The organism is Rhodococcoides fascians NBRC 12155 = LMG 3623 (assembly GCF_001894785.1).
In the GTDB taxonomy this organism is placed as follows: domain Bacteria; phylum Actinomycetota; class Actinomycetes; order Mycobacteriales; family Mycobacteriaceae; genus Rhodococcoides; species Rhodococcoides fascians.
Genome location: NZ_BCWW01000003.1, coordinates 208,143 through 233,829 on the forward strand (window position 1 = coordinate 208,143; position 25,687 = coordinate 233,829).

Below are 25,687 nucleotides of genomic sequence, written 5' to 3' on the forward strand. Positions count from 1 at the left end.
TACCGATCAGAGCCGCGCACTAAGAGGTGCGCGGCTCTGTTCGTTCCACAAGCCCGATATCACCGCTTGTCTTGCTTCTCCGCGGAAGCCATCAAACCCATTTCGGCGGCAAATTCTGTCGCCATGGCTTTGGAGAGTGCCTGCGCAGCCGACAGCGGACGCACCATCACGGTGAAATTGTCGATCAGGCCGTCGGAATTCAGGTGGAGGATGTCGCAGCCGTGGACGGTCACGTCGTCGATACGGGTCTCGAAGAACAGGACGTGATCACGGCCGCCGATGTCTTCGACGGTTTTCACGTAGCGAAGGTCCTCGAAGACGCGGGTGACGGCGCGCAGTATCGCCGCGGTCAGCTCCTTGCCGTGGTACGGCTTGAATGCGACGGGGGAGCTGAAGACGACGTCCTCGGCCAGGGTGGCGGCCATGGCGTCGTGATCGTTGGCCTCGACGGCCTGTCGGAACTGTTGCACGCGTCATCTCCTGGTGGGGCCAGGGCCTGAGACACCCTCGGCTGGTGACCGAACCATACACAATTTTGCGAATATGAAAGGTGTTCGGCGGGATCATCCGCGTTCAGCGCGGGTGTCGAGAACTTCGAGGACACGGGCACCCCAGCGAAGCGATTCCTCCTCGAACATCCGTCCCCGCATCAGGGTGAGGTACGGGCCGATGCGATCGGCGGTGGCCAGGAACTCGGTCTCGGTACGTCCGTCGAGCAGGCGGTGCGCCATCCGGTCGTACCGAGCCAGCTTGTCTCGTGAGAGCTGCATTCGTTCTCGGATCGCATCGGTCATCGGCTCGAGGTCCCCGGCTTCGAGAGCGTGGATAGCCACCAGGTGCTCGTCGCGAATGGCCGGAAGCTTCGGTTGCCGATGGCTCACCTGGCGCAGCGCTGCGCGTCCCTTGTCGGTGAGGCTGAACAGGCGTTTGTTGGGTCGACCGTCCTGTTCGACCAATCGCGCCGAGATCACCTCGTCTCGATCCATTCGGTCGAGTTCGCGGTAGAGCTGTTGGGGAGTGGCAGTCCAGAAGTTGGCGACGGTTGCGTCGAACGCTTTGGACAGGTCGTAACCCGACATCTCCCCGTCGACCAGTGCGGCGAGCACGGCATCACGTAGCGACATGATCCAGCACAGTACCCGTCGCACGGCGGCCGGACGTCCGGGTGTTAGACAACTTGTTGTATATTGACGTCGAGTGAAAGAACGGTGGACGTGGTGGATCAGTCGAAACAATTGCGATACGTAGCCCTGGGCGACAGCCAGACGGAAGGGCTGAACGACGGCAACGACGACACGGGATTTCGTGGTTGGGCCGATCGGCTCGCCGAGCACATGGCCGAGAGCGCAGACGGGGTCGTCTATGCCAACCTCGCGGTACGTGGTCGTAAGGCCGTGCAGGTCAAGGCCGAGCAGTTGCCGGCCGCTTTGGCGTTGAAGCCGACGGTCGCGTCCGTCGCTGCCGGTGTCAACGACATCTTGCGTCGGCAGTTCGATGCGCGGACCGTGGCAGGTGAAGTGGGCGCAATGTTCGCCGCGCTCCGGGCGACCGACTGCACAGTGATCACCATGACGTTTCCCCGCCTCGCTCACCCGGTCCCCGGAAGGACCGTCATCGCCAGGCGTATGACCGAGCTCAACGCCGAGATTCGCAGAGTCGCAGCCGAATCCGATGTCGTGGTGATCGACCTCGAGAAGCACGACGTGGCCTCTGATCCACGGCTGTGGAGTTGGGACCGACTGCATCTGAACGAGACGGGCCATGCGCGGCTCGCTGCGGCCGCCGCCTACGCCCTCGGTCTACCGGGCGCCACCGACGCATGGAATTCTCCGTTGGCACCGCTTGCCAGACCGCGCCTGCACTCCCGCGTTCGCGCCGACCTCACCTGGGCCGGAATGTTCCTCGCGCCGTGGTTGACTCGTCGGATTCGTAAACGCTCCTCGGGGGACAGTCGTACGGCCAAGCGGCCGGAGCTGACCTCGGTACTCGGGTAGAGCCGGGCGAACCGAAGCGAGCAGACCTGGTGAATCAGAATCCCGGGCCGAGATTTGCAGTGTTATCGACCAAGCTGCGCCGCATCCAGCTGTACACCCTCTCGTCGTTGAGCAGGGTGAAATGGTGCGCACTGTAGATCGCCAGACCGTCGTCCGGGCGAAGTCCGATGTTGCGGAACTTGTTTCGACCCCCGGCACTGTCGGTACGGACCAGGCCGTCACCCACGAAGACTCCGACCGGGTTGCGCGGACTTCCGGTGAGGACCGCGGACGCGTGATGATGACGCACCCGTTCCGGAACCGAGATGTCCATGGCGGCACCGACATCGAAGCTGTCGGTGTACCGAGCATGACCGTCCTCGTCGGTGATCGCTCCGTGGATCAGATCACGGATACCGGCACTTCGACGCGCCAGTAGGTTCGCGAATGGCCGGGTCTCGGGTACGAGTGCCATTGCGGCCGCGGCGACGTGGACGCCGTGAGCAAGTGGCGCGCCCAGATGTGGTGTCCCCAGAGTGAATACGTCCGTCAGCAGATCAACCCATCGGCGACCGCTTTCGGCGGCGTGATGAGCGGCGCTGCGTGAGACCAGCCCGCCCATGGAATGTCCGACCAACGTGATCCGGTGTACCCGGACGGGCCATGCCGGTACGAGCTGCTCCAACAAGTCCGACAGGTCGACGCCATTCGACGCAATTCGCCGTCCGGTGTTGTAGCGCAAAAAGATCGAGGTCGTCCCGGCTTCGGCGTCCAGCCGCTCTCCGTATGTGGGCCGCCCACCGAGCCGCCATGCGTATTCCGTTTCGACCAGCCCATGGACGAACACCACGAGGTGCGCTCCCGCAGTGGGAAACCCGGCGGCCAAGGCTCGGTACTCCGGGGGTACAGGGCGTCCGTCGACTCGAATCGACATCGGATGGGCCAGTACCCGGGCTGTTCTCTCCATGTCGTCGCCGATGAGACCGTTCAGAACGGCGATGGTTTGCGCGCCACGGCTGGTGTGCGACGGTGACGGCCGCGAGTCGTCCTCGGCCACGTCGTCGCCGTCGGTCAGGGAGCCGTCAGCCAGGGAGCCGTCGGTCAAGGAGCCGACGATCTTGGCTGCGCCGGTGCAGGCGGCCGCGATGCTCGCGTACGTGCCGGCGGCGATCGCGTCGTGCATCAGTTGTGTCGGCAGGGCGGCGGGACCGATACCGAGCTTCACGGCAGCAAACGTGCGTCGTGCAATTGCCGAGTGGACCGCGCGAACGCCACCCGCAGCCGACGCCAACTCGCGAAGTGTGAGCTCGCCGAGCTCACCCCACTCCTGTGTGCGCCGAGATTTCTTCCCCGGTCCAGGTTTCGTCCCCACCGGATTCAGTGTACGCACGTCCACTGAAACTGCTGGCCCCGCAGAATCGGCGTCTCAGTCCCGGCGGCCGACCACCGGGTTGAGCTCGGAGTTCGCGAGGCCACCGGGCTCGATGCCGGGGAGGAATTCGCGCCAGGTGCCGCTGATCAGGGTCGGCGACTCGACGACGCGGGTGCCGTCGGCGAAGTAGGTGGTGGCCAGTGCGCGACGCGGCTGTGTCGTCCGGTTCGGGCCTGCGGTGTGGAAGCACAGCGCGGAGTGGAACGATACGTCTCCGACGGCGAACGGCTCGGACTCCACCGCAACGTTGCGCGTGCGGAAGCGCTGGGTGACGGCCTCGTCGTAGGAGGTGCCGACCTTGTCGAATTTGAGGTCTGCGACTTCGCCGAGAACGTCGCGTCCGCGCGCGAACGACAGTGGACCCATCGGGCCCGGAATGGCCGACATCGGCATCCAGGCGGTGACGGCGTCGGTGGTCTGCAACGGGAAGTGCTCGGCGTCGTGGTGCCAGGGTGTGCGTCCGCAGCCAGGTTCCTTGGACAGCGCATTGTCGTGGTACAGCCGAACGCCGGGCACGTCGAGCAGTGCCGCGGCGAGGCCGCCGATCCGCGGTGACAGCGCCACGGCACGCATCAGGTCGTCGTGGAGCCACATCTGCTCGAGCGCAGTGAACCGGCCCGCAACGTCGTCGCCGTGCTCGGCTCGCAGTAACTCCTCGAGGCGCTCGGCGAGTCGACGTACGACGGCAGGCGAGAACACCGCGGGCAGCCGCACGAAGGCGTGTCGCGTGAATGCGTCGACGGCAGCCGGGTCCAGATCGTAGGGCTCGGCGAGTTCGTGCTCGACTTGTTCGTCCGTGGCGGCCTCGACATCCGGCAGTCCAGGGCCATCGACGAGTTCGGCGGGTGCGGCGTCGTTGGCGGCCAGCGTGACGTACCAGTCCCACCAGTCCTGATCGTTGCCCGCCCAGTCCTGGTCGATACCGCCCTCGCGATTGCGTTCGGGCAGAAGCTCGTTGGTGGCAGGGTTGTTCAGAGCCACAGCAGGGCCGCCTCGTGCGAGAAGGTGTAGGAACCGGACGCGTCGCGGCACGAAGCGAGGTAGTCGCCTAGCACGGGGGCCGCCTCCATCTCGTCGAGGGACACGGAGTCGTCGAAGGCGCACCGCTGCAGAAAGCCTTCGGCGACAGCGCGATCGGACGTTCCGGTGGTGTACGAGACGCGCTGATCGCGCACGTCCGCGCCCGCGCGGATCAGCGCGTCGCGCACCTGCTCGGCCGTCGTGTACGGCGTTGCTTCGCGTACGCCGGCGCGGAAGGCATCGTAGAACGCGATGTAGTGGGAGGCTTCCGTAGCCTGCGCGACCAGACCGAGACCACCGGGAGCCAGTGCGGCCACGAATCTTTCGGCTGCGGCATCCAACTCCGCGGGCGGAAGGGCGTAGAGCGCGTGGGTGGCCCACACGACGTCGTAGCCGACGTGATCTGCGGGCAGATCCTGCAGCGTCATCACCAGATCGTGCCGGGCGACGAAAGGCGCGGCCAGAGCTCCGCGTGCCTCGGCCACCGAGAATTCGGATGGGTCGAGCAGGTCGTAGGCGACCTCGGGTACCGCGGACAGGTCGGTGTACCGGCGGAGCGCAGTGGGGAATTTACCGCTGCCGCAAGCCACGTCGAGTAGCGACCAGCCCTCGTGAGCCCGGCCGGCGAGCAGCGTCGGCCAATCGGCTGCCAACGCCAGCTGGTGATAGTCCTCGGTGGCCAGCGCGTAGAACGCCTCCATACCCGTGCGGCCCGCCTCGCTCCAGTGCTCGAGACTGCGTTCGGCTGTGTCTCCGCTGCTCACGAGATTCCTCCTAGGAAGCCAACTACGACGCACCGGACGGGGCGTCATGGTTGACTCGGTCCAATGTCCAACATAGCTCCGAATTCGCCGACCGACACTGCCGTCGTGCTCATCGACGGATTGCGGGCGATGCGGCGCGGGGCCGAGGCGCTGGCGGGCCTGCCGCCCGAGTCCTACGCCGAGCACCATGCCGCCTTCGAGATGCTCTCCGATCAGCGCGGTCTGATCGTCCAGCACTTCGCAGATCGGCTGGCCGGGATGGGGAACGGACCGCTTTCGGTGCTGTCGGTGGGCTGCGGGGACGGTTCGCTCGATGCCAGGCTTGCAGCGGGCCTGGTGCTGCGGGCACCCGGCCGTACGGTCCGGTACGTCGGCATCGACCCCTGGATCGGCAGTACCGAGCTCTTCGCCGCCAAGATGGCGGCGCTCGAGGCCGCCGAACTCGACGCCCACGCGTACGTCGCATCGTTCGACGACGCACCCGTCGACGAGACTTTCGACGTCGTGATGTTCGTGCACTCGATGTACTACGTCGCAGACTTACGAGCAACGCTGCATGCCGCGCTCGCCCTGCTGCGACCCGGCGGCGAACTGTGGGTGGCGATTGCGCCGACGGCGGCGCTCAACGCACTCGTCGAAGTACTCGCTCCTCCGCTGGAGGGCCATCGGCAATGGTTCAGCGCAGATATCGAGAAAGCGTTCCTCGACGCCGCGATCGTCCTCGACGACACAGTGACTCTCGATGCGCTGGTCGATCTTTCCGCCGCGAGCGACGACGTGCTGGACTTCGCGGTGCAAGCCCGGTTGACGCCCGAGCTGCACGAGCCGGTGCGGGCCTACCTCGCGGCGGTATCGGTTCCCGATGCCGTTGGCGGATTTCGGGTGCCACACCCGGTCGATGTATTCAGAGCGACCCGTCGCTGAACGCCTAGACGGCCACTGAACGCCTCGACGCCCCTGGATGCGTTGACCTCGCCGATTCGGGAAGGTGGACAGAGGTCAGGTCCAGGCCATGCGGGAGCGGTTGTCCCAGTAACTCCGCGGCGACTCGGCGATGCCCAGGTCGGCAATGCTCAGGTCGCCGGGCGCGATCACGGCGCGGTCGATGGAGAGCGCAGCGATGTTCTGTTCGAGTTGCGCCACCGTGGCGGCACCGGACAGCACCACATCGGCCCACGGTTGCGCGAGGGCGACGGCCAGTGCGAGCGCGTCGCGGCCGACTCCGGCCGAGTCGGCGCGCGCGGCGAGTTCGGAGTTCTCGGCAACGAGTCGACCGTTCGCCATCGCCTCTTTGACGACGACGAACCAGCCGGCCTGGTGCGCTTCCGCCAGGGCGGGGGCGACGGACGGTTCGAGGGGGTTCCACGTCGACTGCACCGAGCCGAACACCCCGGTAGCGAGCGCGGCACGCACGACATCGGCCTGGTGCGGCCCGCTGGTGCTGATGCCGATGCGGGTGCCACCGGCTGCCAGCGCGCGTAGATCGTCGAGCAGGGCTGCGTCGCGAAGGGCAGGGCTGTCCGGGGTGACGCTGTGAATCAGGTAGTGGTCGGGCGTTCCGCCGAGGTCGCGCACGGTCTGCGGCCACTGTTCGGCCAGGCGTGCGACCGAGTGTTCCTTGACCTCGTGTACCTCCGCGCCCCGCTGGAAGTCGGCGACATAGGCGTAGCCCCACTTCGACCCGATCACGAGTTCCTCGCGCCGGTTCGGACGGGCAGACAACCAGCTGCCGAGGAACTGCTCGGCCAGACCGTAGGAGCGGGCGACGTCGAAGTGCCGAATGCCACTGTCCCAGGCGGCGTCCAGTACTGCGTGGCAATGTTGCTCGAGCGCAGCCGGGTCGAACCGCCCGTCCACCGCACGCGAATGCCCGATGGTCAGGTACTCCGGGCGTCCGAGTGCGGCAAGTCCGAGACCGAGTTGCGTCATGCCCTGAATACTCTCATCACTGCCGCCCTCGGAGCCTCGCCGCGAAACCGAGGAGCCGATTTGCCGCCTACCAGCCGGTGGTCAGGACTCTGTTCAACGAGTCGACGAAGTAGTCGACCGATTCCTTCGAGACACACAGGGGCGGTTTGATCTTGAGCACGTTCTGGTGGTCGCCGGTGGGTTGCATGACGACTCCCAGTTCGAGGAGCCGATTGCAAATGGCCTCGGTTTCCTCGGTGGCGGGCTCGAGGGTGGTGTGGTCGCGGATGAATTCGAGCCCGAGATACAACCCCGAGCCGTGCACCGTGCCCACGATGGGGTGCTCGGTCGCGAGGGCCTGCAGTCGAGACTTCAGGTGGCCACCGACGACGCGCGCGTTCTGCTGCAACCCCTCTTGTTGGATGACGTCGAGCACGGCGAGACCGATCATCGACGACACCGGCGATCCGCCCGTGGAGGAGAAGAAGTAGCCACCGGTGCGATAGCGGTCGGCGATCTTTCGGGTCGTGACAACGACGCCGACGGGTTGGCCGGTACCGATGGATTTCGCGACCGCGATGACGTCGGGAATCGCCTGCTGCTGCTGAAAGCCCCAGAACCATTCGCCGAGTCGGCCGTAACCGACCTGCACTTCGTCGGAGATCGCGACGCCACCGTGCTTGCGGACGGCGGCGTAGACCTGCTGGAGGTAGCCGTCGGGAAGTGCGACTCCTCCGGCGTTGCCGTAGTAGGACTCGCAGATGAACCCGGCGGGGAGAGTGCCTGCCGCAGCCAGGTCGTCGATGAACTGTACGGCCTCGGGTGCGTACCTCGAGGCGTCGTCACCGCGGTGCTTTCCTCGGTAGGAGTTCGCGGCATCGACGGTGTGTACCCAGTCCGGCCGGGTGGCAAGGGCATTGGGATTGTCGGCTATCGAGGTCGAGACGGCGTCGCTGGCGAAGGTCCACCCGTGGTAGGCCTCCTTCATGGCCACGATATCGGTACGTCCGGTCGCGGCCATCGCGATCCGGATGGCGAGATCGGTTGCCTCCGAACCGGAGTTGACGAAGAACACGGTGTCGAGTTCGTCGGGGAGGGTCGCGGTGATGCGTTCTGCGAATTCCGTGATCGCACGATAGTTGAAGCGCGAGTTGGTGTTCAGCAGTTGCATCTGCCGATGGGCGGCCGCCACCACCTTCGGGTGGGCATGGCCGACGGACGCGACGTTGTTGACCATGTCGAGGTAGACCCGGCCGTCGACATCGGCCAGGTACTCACGCCACCCCCGCTCGATGCGGGGCGGCTCCGCGTAGTAGTGCTCCTGGACCTCGGCGAGCAGCCGTTCGCGGCGCTCGAGGGTGTCGTCCTCGGGGGCGACGACGGTAGGGGGCAGCCCGAGTGCCGGCGCTGGGTCACCGGCGAGTACCGACCAACCGTGGGAGTACGAGGGCTCGACGCGCAGTGGTATCGGCCCCGAGTTCGATCGGGTGAGCTGGACGTCGATCGGTGTACGCGCCGGCAGCACAAGGGTATTCGGTGAGTTCGGTACGCCCACGAAGTGGACGGCGTCGTCACCGGACGTGACGGTGATGCCGTCGTCGGTGTGCGTGGTGTAGCAGTCTGCAGGTACGTCGAGCGTGGTGTCCTGGGCGAGCCAGATGGTCAGCGCAGTGGAGATCGTGGCCGGCTCTGTGGGAGTGCGGCTGGGTCCACCGGTGAGTCGAGCAGACCACGCAGGTACCACTGCGGCGGGAGCGCCTGCATCGAGTGCGGCAAGCGCGGCGGCCGTCAGGGTGTGTCGGTCGAGCCAGCGCCCTTCGTCGTTGACGGTCGACGTGGTGCCCGCGTCGATGGTCACGGCGTCGGACATACCGGCGACCAACGGTTCGCCCTGCCATGTCGGTCGCGGCCGGGCGTCCAAACCCAGTGCCCGACGGATGGTTTCGGTCATCACGGCGCAGGGCACCGATGCTGCTTGGGTGAGGATGCGGAACTCGCGATCCAGCGCGGAGTCGGCGTACGAGTTCCCGGCGTCGAGGCGTACCTGCTGACGGCCGCTGAGTACGAGGACCACTCCGCGCAGGGTGGCCAATGGCCACAGTGCCTCGATCTCGTTCTCGCTCAGCGGACGTGCGGCATGGAAGGCGCGGATGGCGGGCAGTGCGTCGACCGGCGCGAAGCCGTCGTGGTGCAGCAGCGAGGACAAGGTCACCGCAATTTCGTTGACCGCCCACGATCGACTGACATCGCCGAAGTCGATGACGGCGTCGGGGAGCGACCCGGGTGCCGTCGGCGCGAGAACGTTGTCGTCGGTGATGTCGAAGTGACCGAGTTGAAGTGGCAGGTCGGCCGACACCGAATGCAACTGGCGCAAGGCCGAGGCGGTGACGTCGGTGATGAAATCGCTGACATCCTGGTCCGGCTCGTCGGGCAACAGCGTCGCGATGACGCGATCGGCATGGCGCAGATCCCATTGCAGCACCCGGCCCGACGCCGGGTGGTCGACATCGGAGAGTGCAACGCTCACCTTTCCTGCGAGTTCACCCATCCGCGCGGTCGTGGCGGGGGAGAGATAGTTCGAGCCCATCAGCGTTGTGCCCGAGATGAATTCGATGACCCGGCCGTGGATGCGCCCCTGCGACGAGTTCCACCATGCGGACATAGGTCCGCGCGGGCCGACGACCACCTTCGGGGTACGCAGCGTCGGCTCTCGCTCGGCAACGATGCTTGCGGCGAGGTCCTGCAACTCGATCTCGGACTCGCTGAACACCGGGTTGCTCAGCTTGAGGACGCCGACCGGGGCGCCGCTGTCGATGTCGCGAACCACGAAGTTCTGGTCCTGCTGGCTGCCGAGTTCGGTGAGGGTGCATGCCAATCCGAAGTTTTCGTCCATCAGCCTACGGACCTCGTCGGACTCGAGGGTCGGCGTCGGTAGCTCGGGCTGGGCGAAAAAGTCGAACACGGTGTCAGACATGGGTTTCCTCGGTCTCTTTCTCGAACACGGTCTTGCCGCCGACGATGGTGCGCACGACCGACACAGCCAACAGATTGCCTCCGTCGAGTACGTCACCGTCCAGTACGACGAGGTCGGCGTACATGCCGGGTTGCACTCGACCGACCCGCGAATCGGCATCGAAGGACGCGGCGGAGTCGAATGTCGCGTGGCGTAGGGCGGCGTCGAGCGGCACCGCGAACTGTGGCTCGTTCGGTGGCAGCGAGTGGTCGGTGGCCGAGCGTCTCGTGGTGGCGATGTACAAATTCGCCAGCGCTTCGTGGGGCGCGGTCGGGGCATCGGTGCCGAACGCCAGGCGGGCCCCCGCAGCGGTGAACAACGTCCACGGGTAGCCGCGTTCGACGCGGTCGTCGCCCAACTGGGCGCGCCAGTTCGGTTGGATCGCAGGGTCGGAGTGCACCGGCTGTACCGATGCCGTGATGCCAAGCCGAGCCATTCGGTCGGGTGTCCGATCGCTGACGATTTCGAGGTGCTCGAGCCGCGGTCGCCGATCCCACGGCGGATTGACGTCGATCATCTCCTCGAGAACATCGAGGGCCATGTCGCTGGCCAGATCGCCGATGGCATGGATGGCCAGACGCAGGTGTGCAGCATCCGCGGCGACGACGACGGGTAGAAGGGCCTCGGCGCTCCACAGCAGGTCTCCGTTGGTGCCGTTGGCGTACGGGTAGTTCAACGCTGCGGTACACGCGTCGATCACACCGTCGAGTACTAGCTTGATACCGACGAGCTCGAGCCACGGTGTCGGGTCGTTCCGCAGCTCGAGAACACGGTTCACCTGGTCCAGATTGCGCTGCGCGTCACCGGTATCGACGACGAGCCAATGTGCCGAGACACGGACCGGTAGCCGGCCTCCCGAGCGCTGCGCGACACCGCACAGCGCGCGCCAGCCGTCTTCGTCCATCCCCATGTCGACGACCGAGGTGACACCGGCGGCCGCGAACGCGTCGAGCGCACGCCCTATGTGTCGCTCTCGATCCTGGTTCGAGGTCATCGAAGACAGGTAGGCCCAACCCAATTCGTGCGCGGCGCGCTCGTACAGCATTCCGGCGGGTGAGCCGTCGGGGAGACGCGAGATTCGACCACCGGCCGGATCCGTTGTCGTCGCGTCGATTCCCATCGCTTCGAGTGCGGCGGTGTTGACCCAGATCGAGTGCATGTCGTTGGAGTCGAGGAACACCGGAATGTCCGAGACGACCTCGTCGAGCATGGCTGCGGTGGGTTCACCGTCGATGGCATCGAAGAGCCATCCGCGGCCGCGCAGCATGGTCGCCTCGGAGCCGAGGGATTCTCGTGCGTCGACCAGCCGGCGTCGAATCTCCGCGAGATCGCCTGCGTCGGTGAGGGCTACGCTGCTGAGCCCGGCGCCGAGCCACAACAGGTGTACGTGCGAGTCGACGAATCCGGGGAGGACGAAGCGGCCTTCGAGGTCCTCCGTGACGTCGGCTGACGCCGCGTGTGTGGTGCCGGGCAGGTGCACCTCGGCGATGTGGTCGCCGTCGATCACCACACGATCGGCCTCGGCCAAGGTACCGTCGGCGACGGCCTCCAGGGTGCCGGAGGAACTGAGGATCCTGCCGTTCACCAGTGCGGTCCGGGTGGTCGGGGTTGTCATCGAGATGTCTCCTGCGGTAGCGAATCCGATTGCCGTGCTTGTTTTTCTGCCTGTTCGACGCGGGTGGACAATCGTGCGACGAGAACGACCGGTACGACCAACAACCAACTGGCCACGCCTACGACCCAGCCGAATGTGCTGTAGCCGAACGACTCCACGAGCCAACCACCGAACGCTGGAGCGAAACTGGTACCCACGAGATACACGCCGAGCGAGGGACCCGAGAATCTGCCGTTGGCATCCAGTGCGGCCGCGGTGGCGATGAAGAACAGGAAGGCCGCCAGGTACACCGAGTTCCACGCGACGAGGAGCACGCCGTACACCGTGGGATCGGTGGCGAGGGACGTACCGAGTTTCAGGGCACCACCGACGATCAGTAGGACCGCCATCGGAAGTGCGCGGCCCACCCGGTCGCCGAGGAGGATGAGCACGAGGGCGGCGAAGAATCCCCCTGCGCTGGATGCGCTGAGAACCACACCGAGTGCTGCGTCGCTCAGCTGCGCATTGTCTGCGCCCATGGTGCCTGCGATCGCCCAGAGGGAATCCTCGCTGATCGCCCACACCGCGTACATCACCAGCAGGGACACTCCGGCAACTGTGATGCGCCGCGTGCCGACCGAGGCCGGCGGCTCCACAGCCCGTCGCACCGGGTCGGGTGAGTCGAGTACGGGTGCGGCGGGCAACCAACCCGACGTCACCAGGAGAACGATCGCCAGAGCCGCGACGAATCCGTAGACACTGCCCAGGCCGACCCCGACCAGCGGGATCACCGCGAGGACGAGGGTCACGACGGCTCGGTTGACGAGTCCGTTGGCCGCCGACATCCGGTTGGGATTGCGCAGTGCCGCCAGAGCTGCACCGCTCGCGGCCAGTGCGCCGCCGGCTCCCGCACCTCCGACGATGACGCCGACGACAGTGACGGTGGCACCGAGCGGGAACGCAGCGACACCGAATCCGAGTGCGGTCACCACGAGACCGACTCGGGCTACCGCGATCCGCCGCGACCCCTCGGCCAGTCGGGTGACGGCGATACAGGCCAGCGCGGTGGCGAGCAGCGAGCCCGTCATGATGGTCCCCGCCTCGGCGACGCTGACGCCGAGGGAGTCCTGGAGTGCGATCACCATGAACGGCAACAAGTTTGCGGTCAGCAGGCCGAGTACGGACATACCGAATGTCGACGTCGCTCGTCGAGTGTTCAGTGGAAGCCGGGTGGCGTCGGGCGTCAGTGGAATGGTCATGATCAGAGAGGCGATCCGTCGGTGGTCGCCATGGCACCGGCGACACCACCATCTGCGCAGCGGGCGACGGCGACGACGAGGGGACCGTACGGTGCCCGCCACTCACTGTGCAGGGTGTCGTACGAACCCGGCGGAATCGACACTGTCCCGGTGACGGCGCTGCCCGTCGTGTGGAGCGGCACTCTCACTCCGTCGACGAAAGCCTGTACGTCGTCGATGGAACCGCCGTCGATCCGGACGGCGAAGGTGAGTTCGTCGCCCGCGGAGCCCGGCCGAATCTGCACGTCGGTCACTGCGATGGAGGCATCCGAGTCACCGGCACCGACGATGCCGTCGAACACGTGCTCGTCGGTCAGTGCCGGGGTGCGTGCGGGAGCCACTCGTCGTGCCCCGAGGGCATCGACGGAACGCGCGAGACGCAGCAGGGTCGAATCGGAGTAGGCAGCACCGGCCAGGGTCAACCCGACCGGCATCGACGTGTCGCTCATCGACCCCATGGGAACGGTGACGGTGGGTATGCCGAGGTGGCGGGGAACGAGATTGCCGTTGGCCACCCAGACTCCGTTGCGCCAGGCGATATCGGCGGACGCGACGTCGACATCGGCGTCGGCGGGGCCGACATCGGCAACGGCAGGAAAGACGACTGCGTCGAAGCGGTTGTCCTGCAACCACTTCTCGAAGTCGACGCGGCGGACCTCTTCCAATCCACGCATGCCGGCCTCCACCGACGGAATGCGATCGAACGGCGTCACCCCTGCCTTCGCCATGGGAACGTAGTCCGCCAGGTCGTAGGCCGTGTCGAACGGCAGGATGCCGTAGCGATCGGGGAGCGCGCCCTTGGGATGCGGGAAGATGCGCGCCCCGTCGGTCTCGGCCAGGCCGCGCAGGCCGGGCTGACCGTTCGAGGCCAGGAAGCGGTCGAACGCCCACACCGAGAGTTCTTCCAGCTCGCGTTCGAGGAATTCGGCGGGAACGAGACCGCGGTCGACCATGGTCTGCGAGTTCGGGTGCAGGCCTTCGTAGTTCTCCACGACGGGGAAGTCGGTTTCGATCACCTCTGCGCCTGCAGCGACCAGGTCGTCATGCATGGTCTGCCACAGGGTCATCACCGAATCGCGGGTGTGGATCGGATACGCACTGTCGGGATCGCCGTTGACGTACAGGCGCGGTACGGCGAGTCGGAGTCCCTGCAGCGGCAGCGGCGGCAATTCGGCGAAGGACGCGGGCCGAACATCCGAGGCAGGCGGAATGGTCACCCACTCCTGCATGCGCCACAGGTCGCCCTCGGTGACTGCGTCGTCGGCCACGACCACGTCCAGTAGGTGTAGTAGGTCGTCGACCGTACGAGCATGCGGCACAACGACATCCATCGTGGGCACCAACGGCCAGTTGCCCCGCACCGAGATCACTCCGCGAGAGGGTGTGTAGGCGACGAGTGCATTGTTCGACGCGGGTGCGCGGCCCGAGGACCAGGTTTCCTCGGCGAGCCCGAAGGCGGCGAAACTCGCAGCTGTCGCCGTACCCGAGCCGTTGGAGGATCCCGAGCCGAACGCCGAGGTGAGAAACTCTGCAAAGTAGGGGCTTTCGGCGCGTCCGTAGAGTCCGCGTTGCATTCCACCCGCTGCCATCGGCGGCATGTTGGTCAGGCCCAGGCAGATGGCGCCTGCCGCTCGCAGCTGGGCCACGGCGAAGGCGTCGTCGGTCGCGACGAGGGTCTCGAATGCGGGCGAGCCGGCCGTCACAGGGAGGCCGCGCACCTTGTAGCTGGACTTGGCGGTGTAGGGGATTCCGTCCATCGGGCCGAGGGTCTGCCCAGCGCTCCGGCGCCGGTCGGCTGCGCGGGCTTCCTCGAACGCGTCGGGGTTCAGTACCGGAACGGCGTTGAGGCTGATGCCGGTGCGGTCGTAGTGCCCGATTCGATTGAGGTAACGCGCTACCAGTTCGACGCTCGTCACAGTGCCCTCGGCGAGCGCGGCGGAAACGCCGGCGACATCGGCCTCGACCACGGTGAAGGAAGAAGAAGTCATGACAGAACTAAAACACACACTGTCGGTTTTGGGAACGGGTGAATCGAAAAAAATCCCGACATGCAAGGCTGTCCGTACTCGACGACCGCCCGAGAGGAGGCGACCATGGCACGACCACCTCGCGCCATTCTCAGCCGTGACCTGATCGCCCGCACCGCATTGGCCCTGGTCGATCGCCACGGAGCCGACGGTGCGAGCATGCGGGGCGTGGCGCTGAAATTGGGCGTGAACCCTACTTCCCTCTACAACCACGTCGCCGACCGCGCGGCGATGATCGAAGACGTCCGAGCGCTGGTCTCGGCCCGAATAGACTCGGCACCGCTACGCGAATTGCCCTGGGAGGAGGGCCTCGTCGAATGGGCGAGGTCCTATCGATTGGCGTTCGCGGAGCATCACCGCGCCGTTCCCCTCCTCATGACCACACGCGCATCGACCCCGGTGCTGTTGGCGGAGTACGAGGATTTCTCTGTTGCCGCAGAGGCGGTGGGCTGGGAGAGCAGGGACGTGTTGCCTCTGCTGACCGCGTTCGAATCGTTCATCCTCGGAAGCGTCCTCGACATGTCCGGCCCGAGTGTCGTATTCGATCCTGCCGGCCAGGAGGAGGCTTTCCCGCGGTTGGCCGCGGCCTACGAGACCGTCCAACACGAGGATGCCGACGATCCCATTGCCACCCGCGCCTTCGAGATGGGTCTGGCGATGCTCGTCGCATCGGCGCGCCCCCGGCGGTGAGATCGAGACCCGTGTTCGACGCGCTCAGCGTTGTCGCGCTGCGCTGTCACGGGACAGCAGCAGTGCCGTGTGCTCGGCGTCGGCGGGCCGACCCAGCAGAAATCCTTGCACCAGATTGCATCCCGCTGCGGTGAGAGCGTCGAGCTGCGCCTGCGTTTCGACGCCTTCGCCCACGACTGTCACGCCGTAGGCTTTCGCCAGTGACACGATGGCGGTCAACACTTCTCGTCCTCGCTCGGTGTCGAGAGCGTCGATGTACGTTCGGTCGATCTTGAAGCTGCCGATCACCGGAAATCGTTCGAGGTAGGCCAGGCTGCTGTAGCCCTTCCCGACATCGTCGAGTGACAACGCAACTCCCATCTCGTGGAGTCTCGCCAAATTGGACGCAACCGTGCCGGTGTCGGCGAGCCATTCCGTCTCGGTGAGTTCGAGAACGACGCCGTCAGCGTGCGCACCTGTGGTGAGCAGGGCGGCAGCCACTCGATCGGGAAAGGCCGGGTCGCGCAGTTGCAGCGCGCTGATGTTGACGCGCATGCCGACGCAGCCCAGCCCGCGCCAGTCGACGAGTTGTCGACAGGCGGTGGTGAGGGCCCAATCGTCGAGAAGCGTTGCCACACCCGTGCGTTCGGCCACGGCAACGAATTCGGACGGTTCGATGGGACCGAGATTCGGGTGCTGCCAACGCGCCAGAGCTTCGACGGAAACGATGTGTCCGGTCTCGACGTCGATCACGGGTTGGTAGTCCAGTGTGAGGTCGCCGGAGGCCACGGCGCGGCGCAGGTCCACCGACATGGAGCGCACACGGTCGGCGTCGTAGAGGTCGCTCGAGTCGAAGACGGCGTGCCCGGCCCTGGTGTCCTTGGCGCGGTACATCGCCAGGTCGGCCGATCGAAGGAGCTCGCGTCGGGTCGAGCCCGCAGTGGACACCGCAACTCCGATGCTGGCGCTCACCGGAATCGGGTCGTCGCCCTCGTCTTCCGCGGTAGGGGCCGCGAGAGCGGAACGGATGCACTCGGCGACGCGTTCGGCATGTGCGACGTCGTCGATGTGATTGCAGATCATCAGGAATTCGTCGCCGCCGAGCCTGGCCACGGTATCGCCAGGTCTCGCGGTCGCGGCCAGGCGGCGTGAGAAGTGCACGAGTGCGCGGTCTCCGACGTCGTGGCCGAGGCTGTCGTTGATGATCTTGAAATCGTCGACGTCGAGCAACAGCAGGGCCACTCGGCCGCCGGTGTCCGCGACCTGTGCGAGCGCAGTGTCGATCGCGTCGTACGCCACCGCCCGATTCGGCAGTTCGGTCAAGGGATCGTGCGCGCTGCGCCAGCGCAGCTCGCGGTCGAGTTCCACTCGTTCGAGTGCAGCGGAGAGCACTCCGGCGACTGCGGAGACGAATGCGATGTCTCCGTCGCCGAAAACATGTGGTTCTCGGCCGAAGAGGATCAGTACGCCCCACAGCCCGGCACCGATGGTGATCGGAACGGCGGCACCGCTGCGAAAGCCCAGGGCAGCCATGGCCGAGGTGTCGAATCGTGTTTCGGATTCGACGTCGGAACACACGGTGATCGCCCTTCGCGCCAGGGCGTAACCGGTCAACGACCCGTCGCCGGTGGAAAGCACGAAATCGTGTGGGAGCGCGCGGGTGATCGCGTCGACGGACAGAAGCGGGTCGGTCGAGTCCTCCGAACGTCGGGCCAGGGCCGCAGACTCGACGCCCACCAACTTGGCCGCCGTGCTCGTGGCCGCAGCCAGCACAGTATCGAAGTCCGCCGTGACGGCAAGTGCGCTCAATTCGGCCAGTGCCCGTTGCTCGACTGCGATTCTCTCCGCCGATACAGCCGCGGCCAGCAGGTCCAGATCGCGCTGGTGTCCACGGGTGCGGTCGCGGACGATCGTGGCAATCAGGTCGGGTTCTCGCCCGGAACGTCGGACGACGAACGTGGACAGGGCAACGGGAATGCCCGCGCCGGAGACGAAGTGGCGTAATTCGGTACGGCCCTGCCAGTGACCGGTCGTCTGCAATGCATGTTCGACGTCACCGGAGACTTCGAGCCCGCGGGTGGTGAAGAAATCTGCTGTGAACAGGCCTGACGACGGTAGTTCTTCCAGGCCGACCAGGTGGAGGCCGACCGGATTGACGTCGATCACGCTGCCGGAGAACGCGGATAGGGCCACCATGTCGGGGGATTCGTCGAACAGGGCGCGGAGAACGAGCGGATCGAAGCCGGGATCGTTCATCGATGTCCGTTTCGCACTCGTCGCAGCGACGAGTCGGTGGGCGACGCCACCGACCGATCGCAGAAGTCAGCGGAGTTGCTGTTCCCTGCACACAGCATGGCGGTGCACGCCCGAGATGACAAACACGCCGTTTGTCATCACGCATGTACTACGTCCGGGTCCGCACTGGCGATGTGCGGACCCGGACGCGAACGCGAATCGGGCGGTCTTCTCGAGGTGACGAGAGCCGGCCTCTACTTCGCCAGAGCCTCGGCGATGGTGACGACGCGCGTGGCCATGTGGGTCAGCGCTGCGGTGGTCGCGTCGTCCAGCTCGTTCTTGTTCTCGGGTCCGGTGACGTGGCTGACGCCGTAGGGGTTGCCGTCGGCGAACTTCAGTCCGTCGGTGTATCCGGGCGGAACCAGGACGCCGCCGAAGTGCATCAGCGAGGTGTAGAGACCGATGAGCGTGGTCTCCTGGCCGCCGTGCGCGGTCTGGCTCGAGGTGAAGGCGGCGTATGCCTTGTTCGCAAGTTCACCCTTGGCCCAGTAGCCGCCGAGCGAGTCCATGAAGTTCTGGAACGGTGCTGCGGTGCTACCGAAACGCGTCGGAGATCCGAGGATGACGCCATCGGCCCAGACGATGTCGTCGCCGCTGGCAGCGGGAAGATCCTTGGTTGCCTCGTAGTTGGCGGACCAGGCGGGGTTCTCGGCGAAGGTGCTGGGGTCGCGCGTCTCCGCGATGTGCCGCACGCGTACTTCGGCTCCAGCCGCCGTCGCTGCGTCGGCGAGCTTGTTCGCCATCGTGGATCCGTGGCCGGTTGCGGAGTAGTAGATGATTGCGATCTTCGTCATCGATGAGACCTTTCGTCGGGTGGACATCCGAAGTAGTTGCGATGTCAACTGTATTCGATGGTACTCAATATGATTGTTGTGTCAACTACTCGCGGTTGTCGGTTGTCCGATCCGTGGGCAGCGTCGATAGTGGTGCCATGACCGTGCGCAATGCCGAGGTACCCGACGACGTCTTCGCGGACGTGAAGAAGCAGGTCTCCCAGTTCGTCCGATCGCGGGTGGTTCCGCGTGAACTCGAGATCATGAACGCCGATTCGATTCCCGACGATCTCCGGAGACAGTCCGCCGAGATGGGGTTGTTCGGATACGCGATTCCGCAAGAGTTCGGTGGTCTCGGCCTGGACTTGGTTCAGGATGTCGAGATTGCCATGGAGCTCGGCTACACCACACTGTCGTTGCGGTCGATGTTCGGCACCAACAACGGAATCGCGGGCCAGGTGCTCGTCGGGTTCGGCACCGACGAGCAGAAGGCAACGTGGTTGCCCGGCATGGCGGCCGGCGACGTCGTCGCGTCGTTCGCGTTGACCGAGGACGGTGCCGGCTCGAACCCGGCAGGGCTGAGAACGACGGCAGTAGTGGACGGTACTGGCTGGATCATCAGCGGAAGCAAGCGCTACATCACCAATGCGCCCATCGCGGACCTGTTCGTCGTGTTCGCGCGAGTGGACCCGAAGCCGAACAGCGGCAACGGGATCGCGGTGTTTCTGGTCCCCGCCGACGCTGCGGGTGTCGAGGTCGGTGACAAGGACGCGAAGATGGGTCAGCAGGGAGCAGGAACCGCGGATGTGACGTTCACCGACGTCGAGGTCGACGCCGACGCTCTGGTGGGCGGCAACGGTGACATCGGATACCGGGCGGCGATGACGTCGTTGGCGCGTGGCCGCGTCCACATCGCAGCGCTCGCCGTCGGTCAAGCGCAGCGTGCCCTGGACGAATCCGTCTCCTACGCTGCGTCTTCCACGCAGGGTGGCGAGCCCATCGGCAATCATCAACTCGTCCAGGCGATGATCGCCGACCAGCAGACGGGAGTCATGGCAGGCCGGGCCATGGTGCGTGAGGCTGCCCGAGCCTGGGTGGAAAACACCGATCGACGGATCGCGCCGTCGGCGGTGAAGCTGTTCTGCACCGAGATGGTCGGCACAGTTGCCGACCTCGCGGTCCAGATCCACGGCGGCGCAGGATATATGCGCGGCGTTCCCGTCGAGCGAATCTATCGAGATGTCCGTCTTCTCCGCCTGTACGAGGGAACCAGCGAAATTCAGCGGCTGATCGTCGGCGGCGGTTTGATCCGTGCCGAGCAGAAGCGGAATCGCTGACCACCCTCGTCCCGCGTGGCTGTTGCTGGTCAGGTGAGCGCGCGCTGCGCGGCGACCCGGTCTGCGACCGCGCTACCGACGGAGGAGATCTCGGCAGCGAGTTCCGCGCGACTCCTGGTGTCCGACCCGTATACGAAGTTCGTGGATCCCACTGTGGCACCGCAGTATTCGATGATGCCGCGTTCGATCTGCGTTCGAATGGCCTGATGGACGCCATGGCGCTCGAAGCTGTCTGCATCGTCTCCGGCGACGACGACCAGATGGATGGTGAGTCCGTCCAGCTTCTTCACGAATACTCTGTCCCCGTATTCGTAGGCCCAGCCCTCGACGAACACGCGGTCGATCCAGCCTTTCAGTAGCGCCGGCATCGACCACCAGTACATCGGGAAGACGAGAACCAGGTGTTCGGCGCGGTCGATCCGTGTCTGCTCCTCGGCTACATCGGACGGTGTGCTCCCGTTTCCACGAAACAGGCTCAGATCTGCAGCCGAAAATCGTGGATCGAAGCTCTCTGCGGCGAGATCTGCGGTCTCCACGGTGGTGCCGGTGGATCGGATGGCCTCGACTACGGAGTGAGCGACCTGATGGGTCAGAGAGTGCGGGTCGGGATGGGAGACTACGACGAGCGTGTTCATGGCTGTTCCTTCGGCTGGGGAAGATCGGCTATGTACCAACAGTAGGTTACTATTAGTACATAATCAAGGAGGTGGCGGAATGGCACGGACGAGGCTGTCGCGCTCCGATCGAAACGCCCAGTTGATCGAGGTGTCCTGGGCTCTCGTACGCGCCGAGGGGGCCGACGCGTTGACTCTCGGACGGCTCGCAGAGCATGCCGGTGTCGCGAAACCGGTGGTGTACAGCCACTTTGCCTCCCGCGCCGAACTTCTTGCCGCTCTGTTCACCGAATTCGATGCCAGGCAGGCGGCGATGCTGGAGGAATCTCTCGACTCGGCACCCATGACGGTCCGCGGTCGGGCGAAGGCCATTGCCGACTCCTACGTGGGGTGCACATTGGCCCAGGGGAGGGAATTGACGGGTGTGCTTGCGGCACTCGAAGGTTCGCCCGAACTCGAACAGGTCAAGCGCACCGCCGAGCGCGCCTACTTCGAGCGGTGTCGGGAGATTCTGCGTCCGTTCACCGATGCCGACGGCATGTCCACGCCATCTCTGACCGCCGTCTTCGGTGCCGCAGACGCGTTGTCCCACGGTGCCGTATCCGGGTCACTCACACCGGCCGAAGCGATCGGGGAGTTGACCGATCTGATCGTCGCCGCGGTCGCCAGGTCCTGAACTCGGCCCGCCGGATCTGTCAGACGGTGGCGGCCGCCGATTCGGGCGCACGACGGTGGAATGCCGTCTCGGCTTCGAATGCATGCGCTACCCGGAGCAGCAGGTGATCGGCGCGATCGGCGGTGACAATCTGCAATCCAACCGGAAGGCCGGATGAGCTGAAGCCGCCGGGCATCGACAGCGACGGTAGGCCTGTCGCCGAGATCAGCGAAGCGGCCCGCATCCAGTCGAGGTAATTGTTCATCGGCGTGCCGTCGACGACGGCGGGGTACTCCTCGTCCGCGGGGAACGGAAGTACCTGAACGGCAGGCGCGATCAACACGTCGTATCGCGAGAAGAACTGTCGCACTGCGGTATCGAGGTTCTTGCGAGCGGTGTTGGCGGAGATCATGTCTCGTGTCGTGAGCGCCATTCCCTTGTCGACGTTCCACTGCACGGCGCTCTTCATGCGATGCCGGTGTTCGTCCAACAGGTGCCCGTAGGCGGTGGCGAAGTCGAAGGCACGCGTCGTCTGGAACACCTCGTCCGCGTCGGACAGGTCCGGGCAATCGACGTCCACACTGGCACCGAGTTGCTCGAACACGTGCAGTTGGCGGCTCAGGACGTCGATCACCTCACGGTCGACGGGTACGCCGAGACCGAAATCCGTTGTCCACGCTACTTTCAGCCCACGCAGCGAGCCGGCCTCCTCCGAGCGGTACGAGTCGTCGAGCGGGAGACCACGAGGGCTGGACGAATCCGGACCGGCGAGTGCGCGCATCAGAAAGCGCACGTCCTCGATGTCGTGCGCGAGCACGCCCTGCCGAGCGATCCAGGCCCACGGGTTCTTGGCGGGCAGCATCGGAATTCGGCCCAACGACGGCCGGTATCCGACGAGGTTGCAGAACGATCCCGGAGTGCGCAGCGACCCGCCCATGTCCGACCCGTCGCCCGCCGGTTGTATCCCGGCGGCGATGGCGGCGGCGGCACCGCCACTGCTGCCGCCGGCACTGCGAGTCGGATCGTACGGATTGGTGGTGGTACCGAACAGCGGATTGAAAGTGTGTGAGCCTGCCGCGAATTCGGGAACGTTGGATTTGCCCGTGGTGTTGACACCTGCGCGCTTGAGGCGGGCGATGATGCCCGAGTCCTCGGTGGGGATGTTGTCGGCCAGAATGGGCGAGCCGAAAGTCGTGCGCAGACCGGCGGTCAGGTGATTGTCCTTGTGCGTCATCGGGACGCCGTGCAGAACGGGCAGTGCCTCGCCGGACACCGTTGCGCGGTCTGCTGCACTCGCACGTTCGGTCGCCCCATCGATGTCGAAGGTCACGATCGCGTTGACGACAGGGTTGAAGTCGTCGATGCGAGCCAGATGCGACTCGAGCGCCTCGCGGGCCGAGATCTCGCGATCGCGGATGTGTGCCGCGAGCGCGCGCAGGGACAGTGACTGAATGTCGCCGGTCATGAAACTCCTCGCTTCGATCCGGATCGGCCGGAGTTGTTGTCGGAAGCCTGTTTCAAGACTGCACCACCGCGCGGAGCCCACCGGGCTATCGTCGTCCATTGAGCGTTTTCGCCGTTGGATTGGCGGTTTCGCTCAGACGGCCGAAAATTTCACACATGCAACATATCGGCAACGTGAACCGACTTGAGTGAGCAGGACATCCGAGCCCGGGGCTCGGTCGCAATCCGACGGTATGCGAAAGAGAGTCAATCATGTCCAGTCAGATCGACGGTCCACCGGCAACTGCGGATGCGCCCGAAGCACGAATGCCCTGGGGACTGAAGACACTGTTCCGTCTTGTGTCCAGCATCGAACGCGTCGGCAACAAACTGCCGCACCCCTTCCTGTTGTTCTGGCTTCTGGCCGCAGTGCTGGCAGTGGTCAGCGCGATCCTCGCCGCACTGGGCACCGGGGTGGTGCTACCCAGCACCGGTGAGGTGTCGATGGTTCGCAGCCTGCTCAGCAGTGACGGCGTAGCCATGATCTTCGGAACGGCACTGGACAACTTCGCGGGGTTCGCGCCGCTCCCCATCATCGTGACCGTCATCCTCGGTGTGTCCGTCGCCGAGCATTCCGGTGTGCTCACCACGCTGCTGCGCGCCACCATCGTGAAGCTGCCCGCCAAGTGGGTGACGTTCTCGGTTGCCTTCGCCGGGACCATGTCTCACGTCATGTTCGACGCGGCATTCATCGTCGTCCTTCCGCTGGCGGCAATGGCGTTCAAGGCAGCGGGCCGAAGTCCTGTACTGGGCATGATGGTGGCGTTCGTCGCCATCGCCGGTGGCTACAACGCGTCACCGTTGATCACACCCAGCGATGCCATCATGTCGTCGTTGACGACCTCCGCCGCTCAGATCGTCGATGCCGATTACAGCGTGACCCCGGTGGACAACTACTTCTTCAGTCTCGCGTCGTCACTGGTGATTTCGATCTTCATCACCCTGGTGGTGGAGTTGGTGATGGCCAAGCACATGAATCTCGATGCCGACGAGGGCGTCGAGGACGGCGCAGAAAAGCTGGCACTCGATCTCGAGCCGATCGAGAAGAAGGGAATGCGCCGCGCCGGAGCAGCTTTGGCGGTGTACGTGGCCGTCGTCGTCGCCGCCCTGCTTCCTCCCTCGTCGCCGCTGCGTGGTGAGGACGGCGGGTTCGTGCAGTCGATCGTGCTGCAGAACATCGCGTTCTTCATCGCGATCGCCTTCGTCCTGGTCGGATGGGTGTACGGACGCACCACCGGCAGTCTTCGGCAGCTCCGTGAGATTCCGGAATCGATGGCCGTCGGCATCAAGACCCTTGCTCCGATCCTGGTGCTGTTCTTCGCGATTTCGCAGTTCCTCGCCTACTTCAAGTGGACCGGCATCGGCAACGTCGTTGCGGTCGAGGGCGCGGAACTGCTGAAAGCCGGGGGATTACACCCCCTCGTGGTGTTCGCCATGATGCTGGTGCTGATCTCGGTGATGAACCTGCTCGTCACCAGTGGTTCGGCCATGTGGTCGATGCTGGCCCCGGTTCTCGTGCCGATGCTCATGTACATCGACGTCAACCCCGAAACCACCCAGGCCGTCTACCGAATCGCCGATTCCTGCACCAACGCGATGACCCCGATGTCGGCCTACTTCGTGCTCACCCTCGGACTCATCCAGCGCTACAAGAAGAATGCAGGCATCGGTACCCTCGCCTCGTTCACCATCCCTGTCGCGCTGGGCATGCTGATCGTGTGGGCGGCGTTGTTCGCAGTCTGGTACATGCTCGGCATCCCGCTCGGCCCCGGCGCACCGATCCGTTGACCGCAGTGACTGCCGCGTCGTACCGGATCAATACAGGTACGACGCGGAGTCCGCGGCCAGCAGACGGTTGCCGCTGCGCTTGGTGGCCCGCAGAATCGACACCACCGAGATCGCGTCGGCCAGGGTGGCCCAGTCCGAGGCAGTTGTCATGCGATGCAACGCCATTCGGTCCGGGCACGCGAGGTTGACGAGCAGACTGTCCGAGCCCGCGAGGGCCACCGCGTACCGAACCTCGGAATGTGCGAGCAGTAGCTCGACCAGTGCTTCGTGGTGTCGAGGCGAAACCTTGACCCAGGCAAGGGCTTCCGCCGAATACCCCAGCAACGCCGGCTCGACGACCACCCGCAGTCGGGATTTGTTGGTCTGTTCCAGAGTGTCCATGTGGCGTCGGACAGTGTTCTCGGTAGCGCCGACGACGCGCGCGATGTCCGAGGTGGGCGTCCGGGCATCCTCGGCCAGGACGCGCAGAATGCTGCGGTGCAGGGTCGAGATCTCCGGTCCCACACGGCCGTCCGGTTGGAAGCCCTCGTGTACGGGAGGCGTCAGGGCCGCGATCTGGTGCGAATTGAGAATCGCCGGCCGCCACTCGCGGACCGAGCGATAGACCCGCGTGATGGGATCGACCCGAATGCGTCTGATCCCGGTGATGCCGGGTAGGTCGTCGAGCATCAGATCCGCCAGATGGGCATCGTCGACCAGGACTTCGGCGACGCATTCCTCGTGCCCCGACGTGGCGTACACGAACATCGTGTCGTCGCGGCGCGCCAACCCGACTGCCACGGCACGTGCCATACCGACGTGACATCGAGCTCGCAGAACGACCGCGCCCGTCGCGCCGATGACGCCGACCACGCGCACGTCCCCGGAATCGAGTAGTTCCTTGCCGCGTCGGGTGACGGTGCGTTCGGGTTCACCGAGCGCCTCGGCGATGCTGACCCAGGACGCCCGGGGATTGAACTGCAGCGCCGCCGTGATTCGGCAACTCAGCGAGTCCAATTCGTCGGAGCGCTGCCTCATGCGTACA

General features: G+C 65.4%; 21 protein-coding genes. 6 read left to right on the top strand and 15 right to left on the bottom strand.

Features of this window, described 5'->3' with window-relative positions; genetic code table 11:
- Positions 1 to 59 precede the first annotated feature (59 nt).
- Complete coding sequence (locus RFA01S_RS08795) at positions 60 to 470, bottom strand: nuclear transport factor 2 family protein (protein ID WP_032407249.1); 411 nt, start codon at positions 468 to 470, stop codon at positions 60 to 62.
- A 93-nt stretch (positions 471 to 563) separates the two neighbouring features.
- Positions 564 to 1,124 (bottom strand): PadR family transcriptional regulator, encoded by a 561-nt coding sequence (locus RFA01S_RS08800; RefSeq protein WP_032407248.1) that lies wholly within the window; start codon positions 1,122 to 1,124, stop codon positions 564 to 566.
- A 93-nt stretch (positions 1,125 to 1,217) separates the two neighbouring features.
- Between RFA01S_RS08800 and RFA01S_RS08805 the strand changes: the two genes are divergently transcribed.
- Positions 1,218 to 1,994 (top strand): SGNH/GDSL hydrolase family protein, encoded by a 777-nt coding sequence (locus RFA01S_RS08805; RefSeq protein ID WP_032407429.1) that lies wholly within the window; start codon positions 1,218 to 1,220, stop codon positions 1,992 to 1,994.
- Between the two features lie 34 nt (positions 1,995 to 2,028).
- Here RFA01S_RS08805 and RFA01S_RS08810 read toward each other — a convergent pair whose 3' ends face one another.
- Genes RFA01S_RS08810 through RFA01S_RS08820 form a run of 3 tightly spaced genes read right to left on the bottom strand, consistent with a single transcriptional unit; the run spans position 2,029 to position 5,189 of the window.
- The gene (locus tag RFA01S_RS08810; RefSeq protein ID WP_072692073.1) at positions 2,029 to 3,345 is read right to left on the bottom strand and encodes an esterase/lipase family protein; all 1,317 of its coding nucleotides are present in this window, start codon (positions 3,343 to 3,345) and stop codon (positions 2,029 to 2,031) included.
- Positions 3,346 to 3,399: 54 nt separating this feature from the next.
- A complete protein-coding gene (locus RFA01S_RS08815; protein ID WP_052060693.1) occupies positions 3,400 to 4,386 on the bottom strand; it encodes a phytanoyl-CoA dioxygenase family protein in 987 nt (328 codons plus the stop codon).
- Positions 4,377 to 5,189, bottom strand: a complete 813-nt coding sequence (locus RFA01S_RS08820; protein ID WP_027495686.1) for a class I SAM-dependent methyltransferase — start codon at positions 5,187 to 5,189, stop codon at positions 4,377 to 4,379. The genes RFA01S_RS08815 and RFA01S_RS08820 overlap by 10 nt, the downstream gene beginning before the upstream one ends.
- Positions 5,190 to 5,252: 63 nt before the next feature.
- On the opposite strand from RFA01S_RS08820, the gene RFA01S_RS08825 reads away from it, so the two are divergent.
- Entirely contained in the window at positions 5,253 to 6,113 is an 861-nt protein-coding gene (locus RFA01S_RS08825; protein ID WP_032407247.1) for a methyltransferase domain-containing protein, read from the top strand.
- Between the two features lie 75 nt (positions 6,114 to 6,188).
- Here RFA01S_RS08825 and RFA01S_RS08830 read toward each other — a convergent pair whose 3' ends face one another.
- The 5 genes from RFA01S_RS08830 to RFA01S_RS08850 all read right to left on the bottom strand — a co-directional run bounded on the left by RFA01S_RS08830 (position 6,189) and on the right by RFA01S_RS08850 (position 14,990).
- Complete coding sequence (locus tag RFA01S_RS08830; protein ID WP_032407246.1) at positions 6,189 to 7,118, bottom strand: aldo/keto reductase; 930 nt, start codon at positions 7,116 to 7,118, stop codon at positions 6,189 to 6,191.
- 67 nt (positions 7,119 to 7,185) lie between these two features.
- On the bottom strand, positions 7,186 to 10,071 hold the full coding sequence (locus RFA01S_RS08835) for an aminotransferase (RefSeq protein ID WP_032407245.1): 2,886 nt from the start codon (positions 10,069 to 10,071) through the stop codon (positions 7,186 to 7,188).
- Positions 10,064 to 11,725, bottom strand: coding sequence for an amidohydrolase (locus RFA01S_RS08840; protein WP_072692055.1), 1,662 nt, complete (start codon positions 11,723 to 11,725; stop codon positions 10,064 to 10,066). The genes RFA01S_RS08835 and RFA01S_RS08840 overlap by 8 nt, the downstream gene beginning before the upstream one ends.
- Positions 11,722 to 12,963, bottom strand: a complete 1,242-nt coding sequence (locus tag RFA01S_RS08845; RefSeq protein WP_032407244.1) for an MFS transporter — start codon at positions 12,961 to 12,963, stop codon at positions 11,722 to 11,724. Before RFA01S_RS08845 ends, RFA01S_RS08840 begins: the two co-directional genes overlap by 4 nt.
- A gap of 2 nt (positions 12,964 to 12,965) precedes the next feature.
- A complete protein-coding gene (locus RFA01S_RS08850; RefSeq protein WP_032407243.1) occupies positions 12,966 to 14,990 on the bottom strand; it encodes an amidase in 2,025 nt (674 codons plus the stop codon).
- 105 nt (positions 14,991 to 15,095) lie between these two features.
- On the opposite strand from RFA01S_RS08850, the gene RFA01S_RS08855 reads away from it, so the two are divergent.
- Positions 15,096 to 15,719 (top strand): TetR/AcrR family transcriptional regulator, encoded by a 624-nt coding sequence (locus RFA01S_RS08855; protein ID WP_027495692.1) that lies wholly within the window; start codon positions 15,096 to 15,098, stop codon positions 15,717 to 15,719.
- 24 nt (positions 15,720 to 15,743) lie between these two features.
- On the opposite strand, the gene RFA01S_RS08860 is transcribed toward RFA01S_RS08855, so the two are convergent.
- Both RFA01S_RS08860 and wrbA read right to left on the bottom strand, forming a co-directional pair.
- Positions 15,744 to 17,954 (bottom strand): sensor domain-containing protein, encoded by a 2,211-nt coding sequence (locus RFA01S_RS08860; protein WP_032407242.1) that lies wholly within the window; start codon positions 17,952 to 17,954, stop codon positions 15,744 to 15,746.
- A gap of 233 nt (positions 17,955 to 18,187) precedes the next feature.
- Positions 18,188 to 18,787 carry an NAD(P)H:quinone oxidoreductase gene (wrbA, locus tag RFA01S_RS08865; protein ID WP_027495694.1) on the bottom strand — a complete coding sequence of 200 codons (600 nt, stop codon included), beginning with the start codon at positions 18,785 to 18,787 and terminating at the stop codon, positions 18,188 to 18,190.
- 137 nt (positions 18,788 to 18,924) lie between these two features.
- On the opposite strand from wrbA, the gene RFA01S_RS08870 reads away from it, so the two are divergent.
- Positions 18,925 to 20,103, top strand: a complete 1,179-nt coding sequence (locus RFA01S_RS08870) for an acyl-CoA dehydrogenase family protein (RefSeq protein ID WP_032386445.1) — start codon at positions 18,925 to 18,927, stop codon at positions 20,101 to 20,103.
- Between the two features lie 29 nt (positions 20,104 to 20,132).
- Here RFA01S_RS08870 and RFA01S_RS08875 read toward each other — a convergent pair whose 3' ends face one another.
- Entirely contained in the window at positions 20,133 to 20,738 is a 606-nt protein-coding gene (locus RFA01S_RS08875) for an NAD(P)H-dependent oxidoreductase (RefSeq protein WP_032407241.1), read from the bottom strand.
- A gap of 79 nt (positions 20,739 to 20,817) precedes the next feature.
- On the opposite strand from RFA01S_RS08875, the gene RFA01S_RS08880 reads away from it, so the two are divergent.
- Positions 20,818 to 21,393 (top strand): TetR/AcrR family transcriptional regulator, encoded by a 576-nt coding sequence (locus tag RFA01S_RS08880; RefSeq protein ID WP_032381506.1) that lies wholly within the window; start codon positions 20,818 to 20,820, stop codon positions 21,391 to 21,393.
- A gap of 19 nt (positions 21,394 to 21,412) precedes the next feature.
- Here the strand turns inward: RFA01S_RS08880 and RFA01S_RS08885 are convergent, their stop codons facing one another.
- A complete protein-coding gene (locus RFA01S_RS08885; protein ID WP_032391866.1) occupies positions 21,413 to 22,837 on the bottom strand; it encodes an amidase in 1,425 nt (474 codons plus the stop codon).
- A 251-nt stretch (positions 22,838 to 23,088) separates the two neighbouring features.
- Here RFA01S_RS08885 and RFA01S_RS08890 point away from each other — a divergent pair, with 251 nt between their 5' ends.
- Positions 23,089 to 24,663, top strand: coding sequence for an AbgT family transporter (locus RFA01S_RS08890; protein ID WP_027495699.1), 1,575 nt, complete (start codon positions 23,089 to 23,091; stop codon positions 24,661 to 24,663).
- A 27-nt stretch (positions 24,664 to 24,690) separates the two neighbouring features.
- On the opposite strand, the gene RFA01S_RS08895 is transcribed toward RFA01S_RS08890, so the two are convergent.
- The gene (locus tag RFA01S_RS08895) at positions 24,691 to 25,680 is read right to left on the bottom strand and encodes an Lrp/AsnC family transcriptional regulator (protein WP_032407240.1); all 990 of its coding nucleotides are present in this window, start codon (positions 25,678 to 25,680) and stop codon (positions 24,691 to 24,693) included.
- Positions 25,681 to 25,687 lie beyond the last annotated feature (7 nt).

Bases quoted from the DNA above. Each gene is read 5' to 3' on its own strand.
- RFA01S_RS08800 (WP_032407248.1), bottom strand. From the start codon at position 1,124: ATGTCGCTACGTGATGCCGTGCTCGCCGCACTGGTCGACGGGGAGATG.
- RFA01S_RS08825 (WP_032407247.1), top strand. From the start codon at position 5,253: ATGTCCAACATAGCTCCGAATTCGCCGACCGACACTGCCGTCGTGCTC.
- RFA01S_RS08830 (WP_032407246.1), bottom strand. From the start codon at position 7,118: ATGACGCAACTCGGTCTCGGACTTGCCGCACTCGGACGCCCGGAGTAC.
- RFA01S_RS08835 (WP_032407245.1), bottom strand. From the start codon at position 10,071: ATGTCTGACACCGTGTTCGACTTTTTCGCCCAGCCCGAGCTACCGACG.
- RFA01S_RS08840 (WP_072692055.1), bottom strand. From the start codon at position 11,725: ATGACAACCCCGACCACCCGGACCGCACTGGTGAACGGCAGGATCCTC.
- RFA01S_RS08845 (WP_032407244.1), bottom strand. From the start codon at position 12,963: ATGACCATTCCACTGACGCCCGACGCCACCCGGCTTCCACTGAACACT.
- RFA01S_RS08850 (WP_032407243.1), bottom strand. From the start codon at position 14,990: ATGACTTCTTCTTCCTTCACCGTGGTCGAGGCCGATGTCGCCGGCGTT.
- RFA01S_RS08855 (WP_027495692.1), top strand. From the start codon at position 15,096: ATGGCACGACCACCTCGCGCCATTCTCAGCCGTGACCTGATCGCCCGC.
- RFA01S_RS08860 (WP_032407242.1), bottom strand. From the start codon at position 17,954: ATGAACGATCCCGGCTTCGATCCGCTCGTTCTCCGCGCCCTGTTCGAC.
- wrbA (WP_027495694.1), bottom strand. From the start codon at position 18,787: ATGACGAAGATCGCAATCATCTACTACTCCGCAACCGGCCACGGATCC.
- RFA01S_RS08870 (WP_032386445.1), top strand. From the start codon at position 18,925: ATGACCGTGCGCAATGCCGAGGTACCCGACGACGTCTTCGCGGACGTG.
- RFA01S_RS08875 (WP_032407241.1), bottom strand. From the start codon at position 20,738: ATGAACACGCTCGTCGTAGTCTCCCATCCCGACCCGCACTCTCTGACC.
- RFA01S_RS08880 (WP_032381506.1), top strand. From the start codon at position 20,818: ATGGCACGGACGAGGCTGTCGCGCTCCGATCGAAACGCCCAGTTGATC.
- RFA01S_RS08885 (WP_032391866.1), bottom strand. From the start codon at position 22,837: ATGACCGGCGACATTCAGTCACTGTCCCTGCGCGCGCTCGCGGCACAC.
- RFA01S_RS08890 (WP_027495699.1), top strand. From the start codon at position 23,089: ATGTCCAGTCAGATCGACGGTCCACCGGCAACTGCGGATGCGCCCGAA.
- RFA01S_RS08895 (WP_032407240.1), bottom strand. From the start codon at position 25,680: ATGAGGCAGCGCTCCGACGAATTGGACTCGCTGAGTTGCCGAATCACG.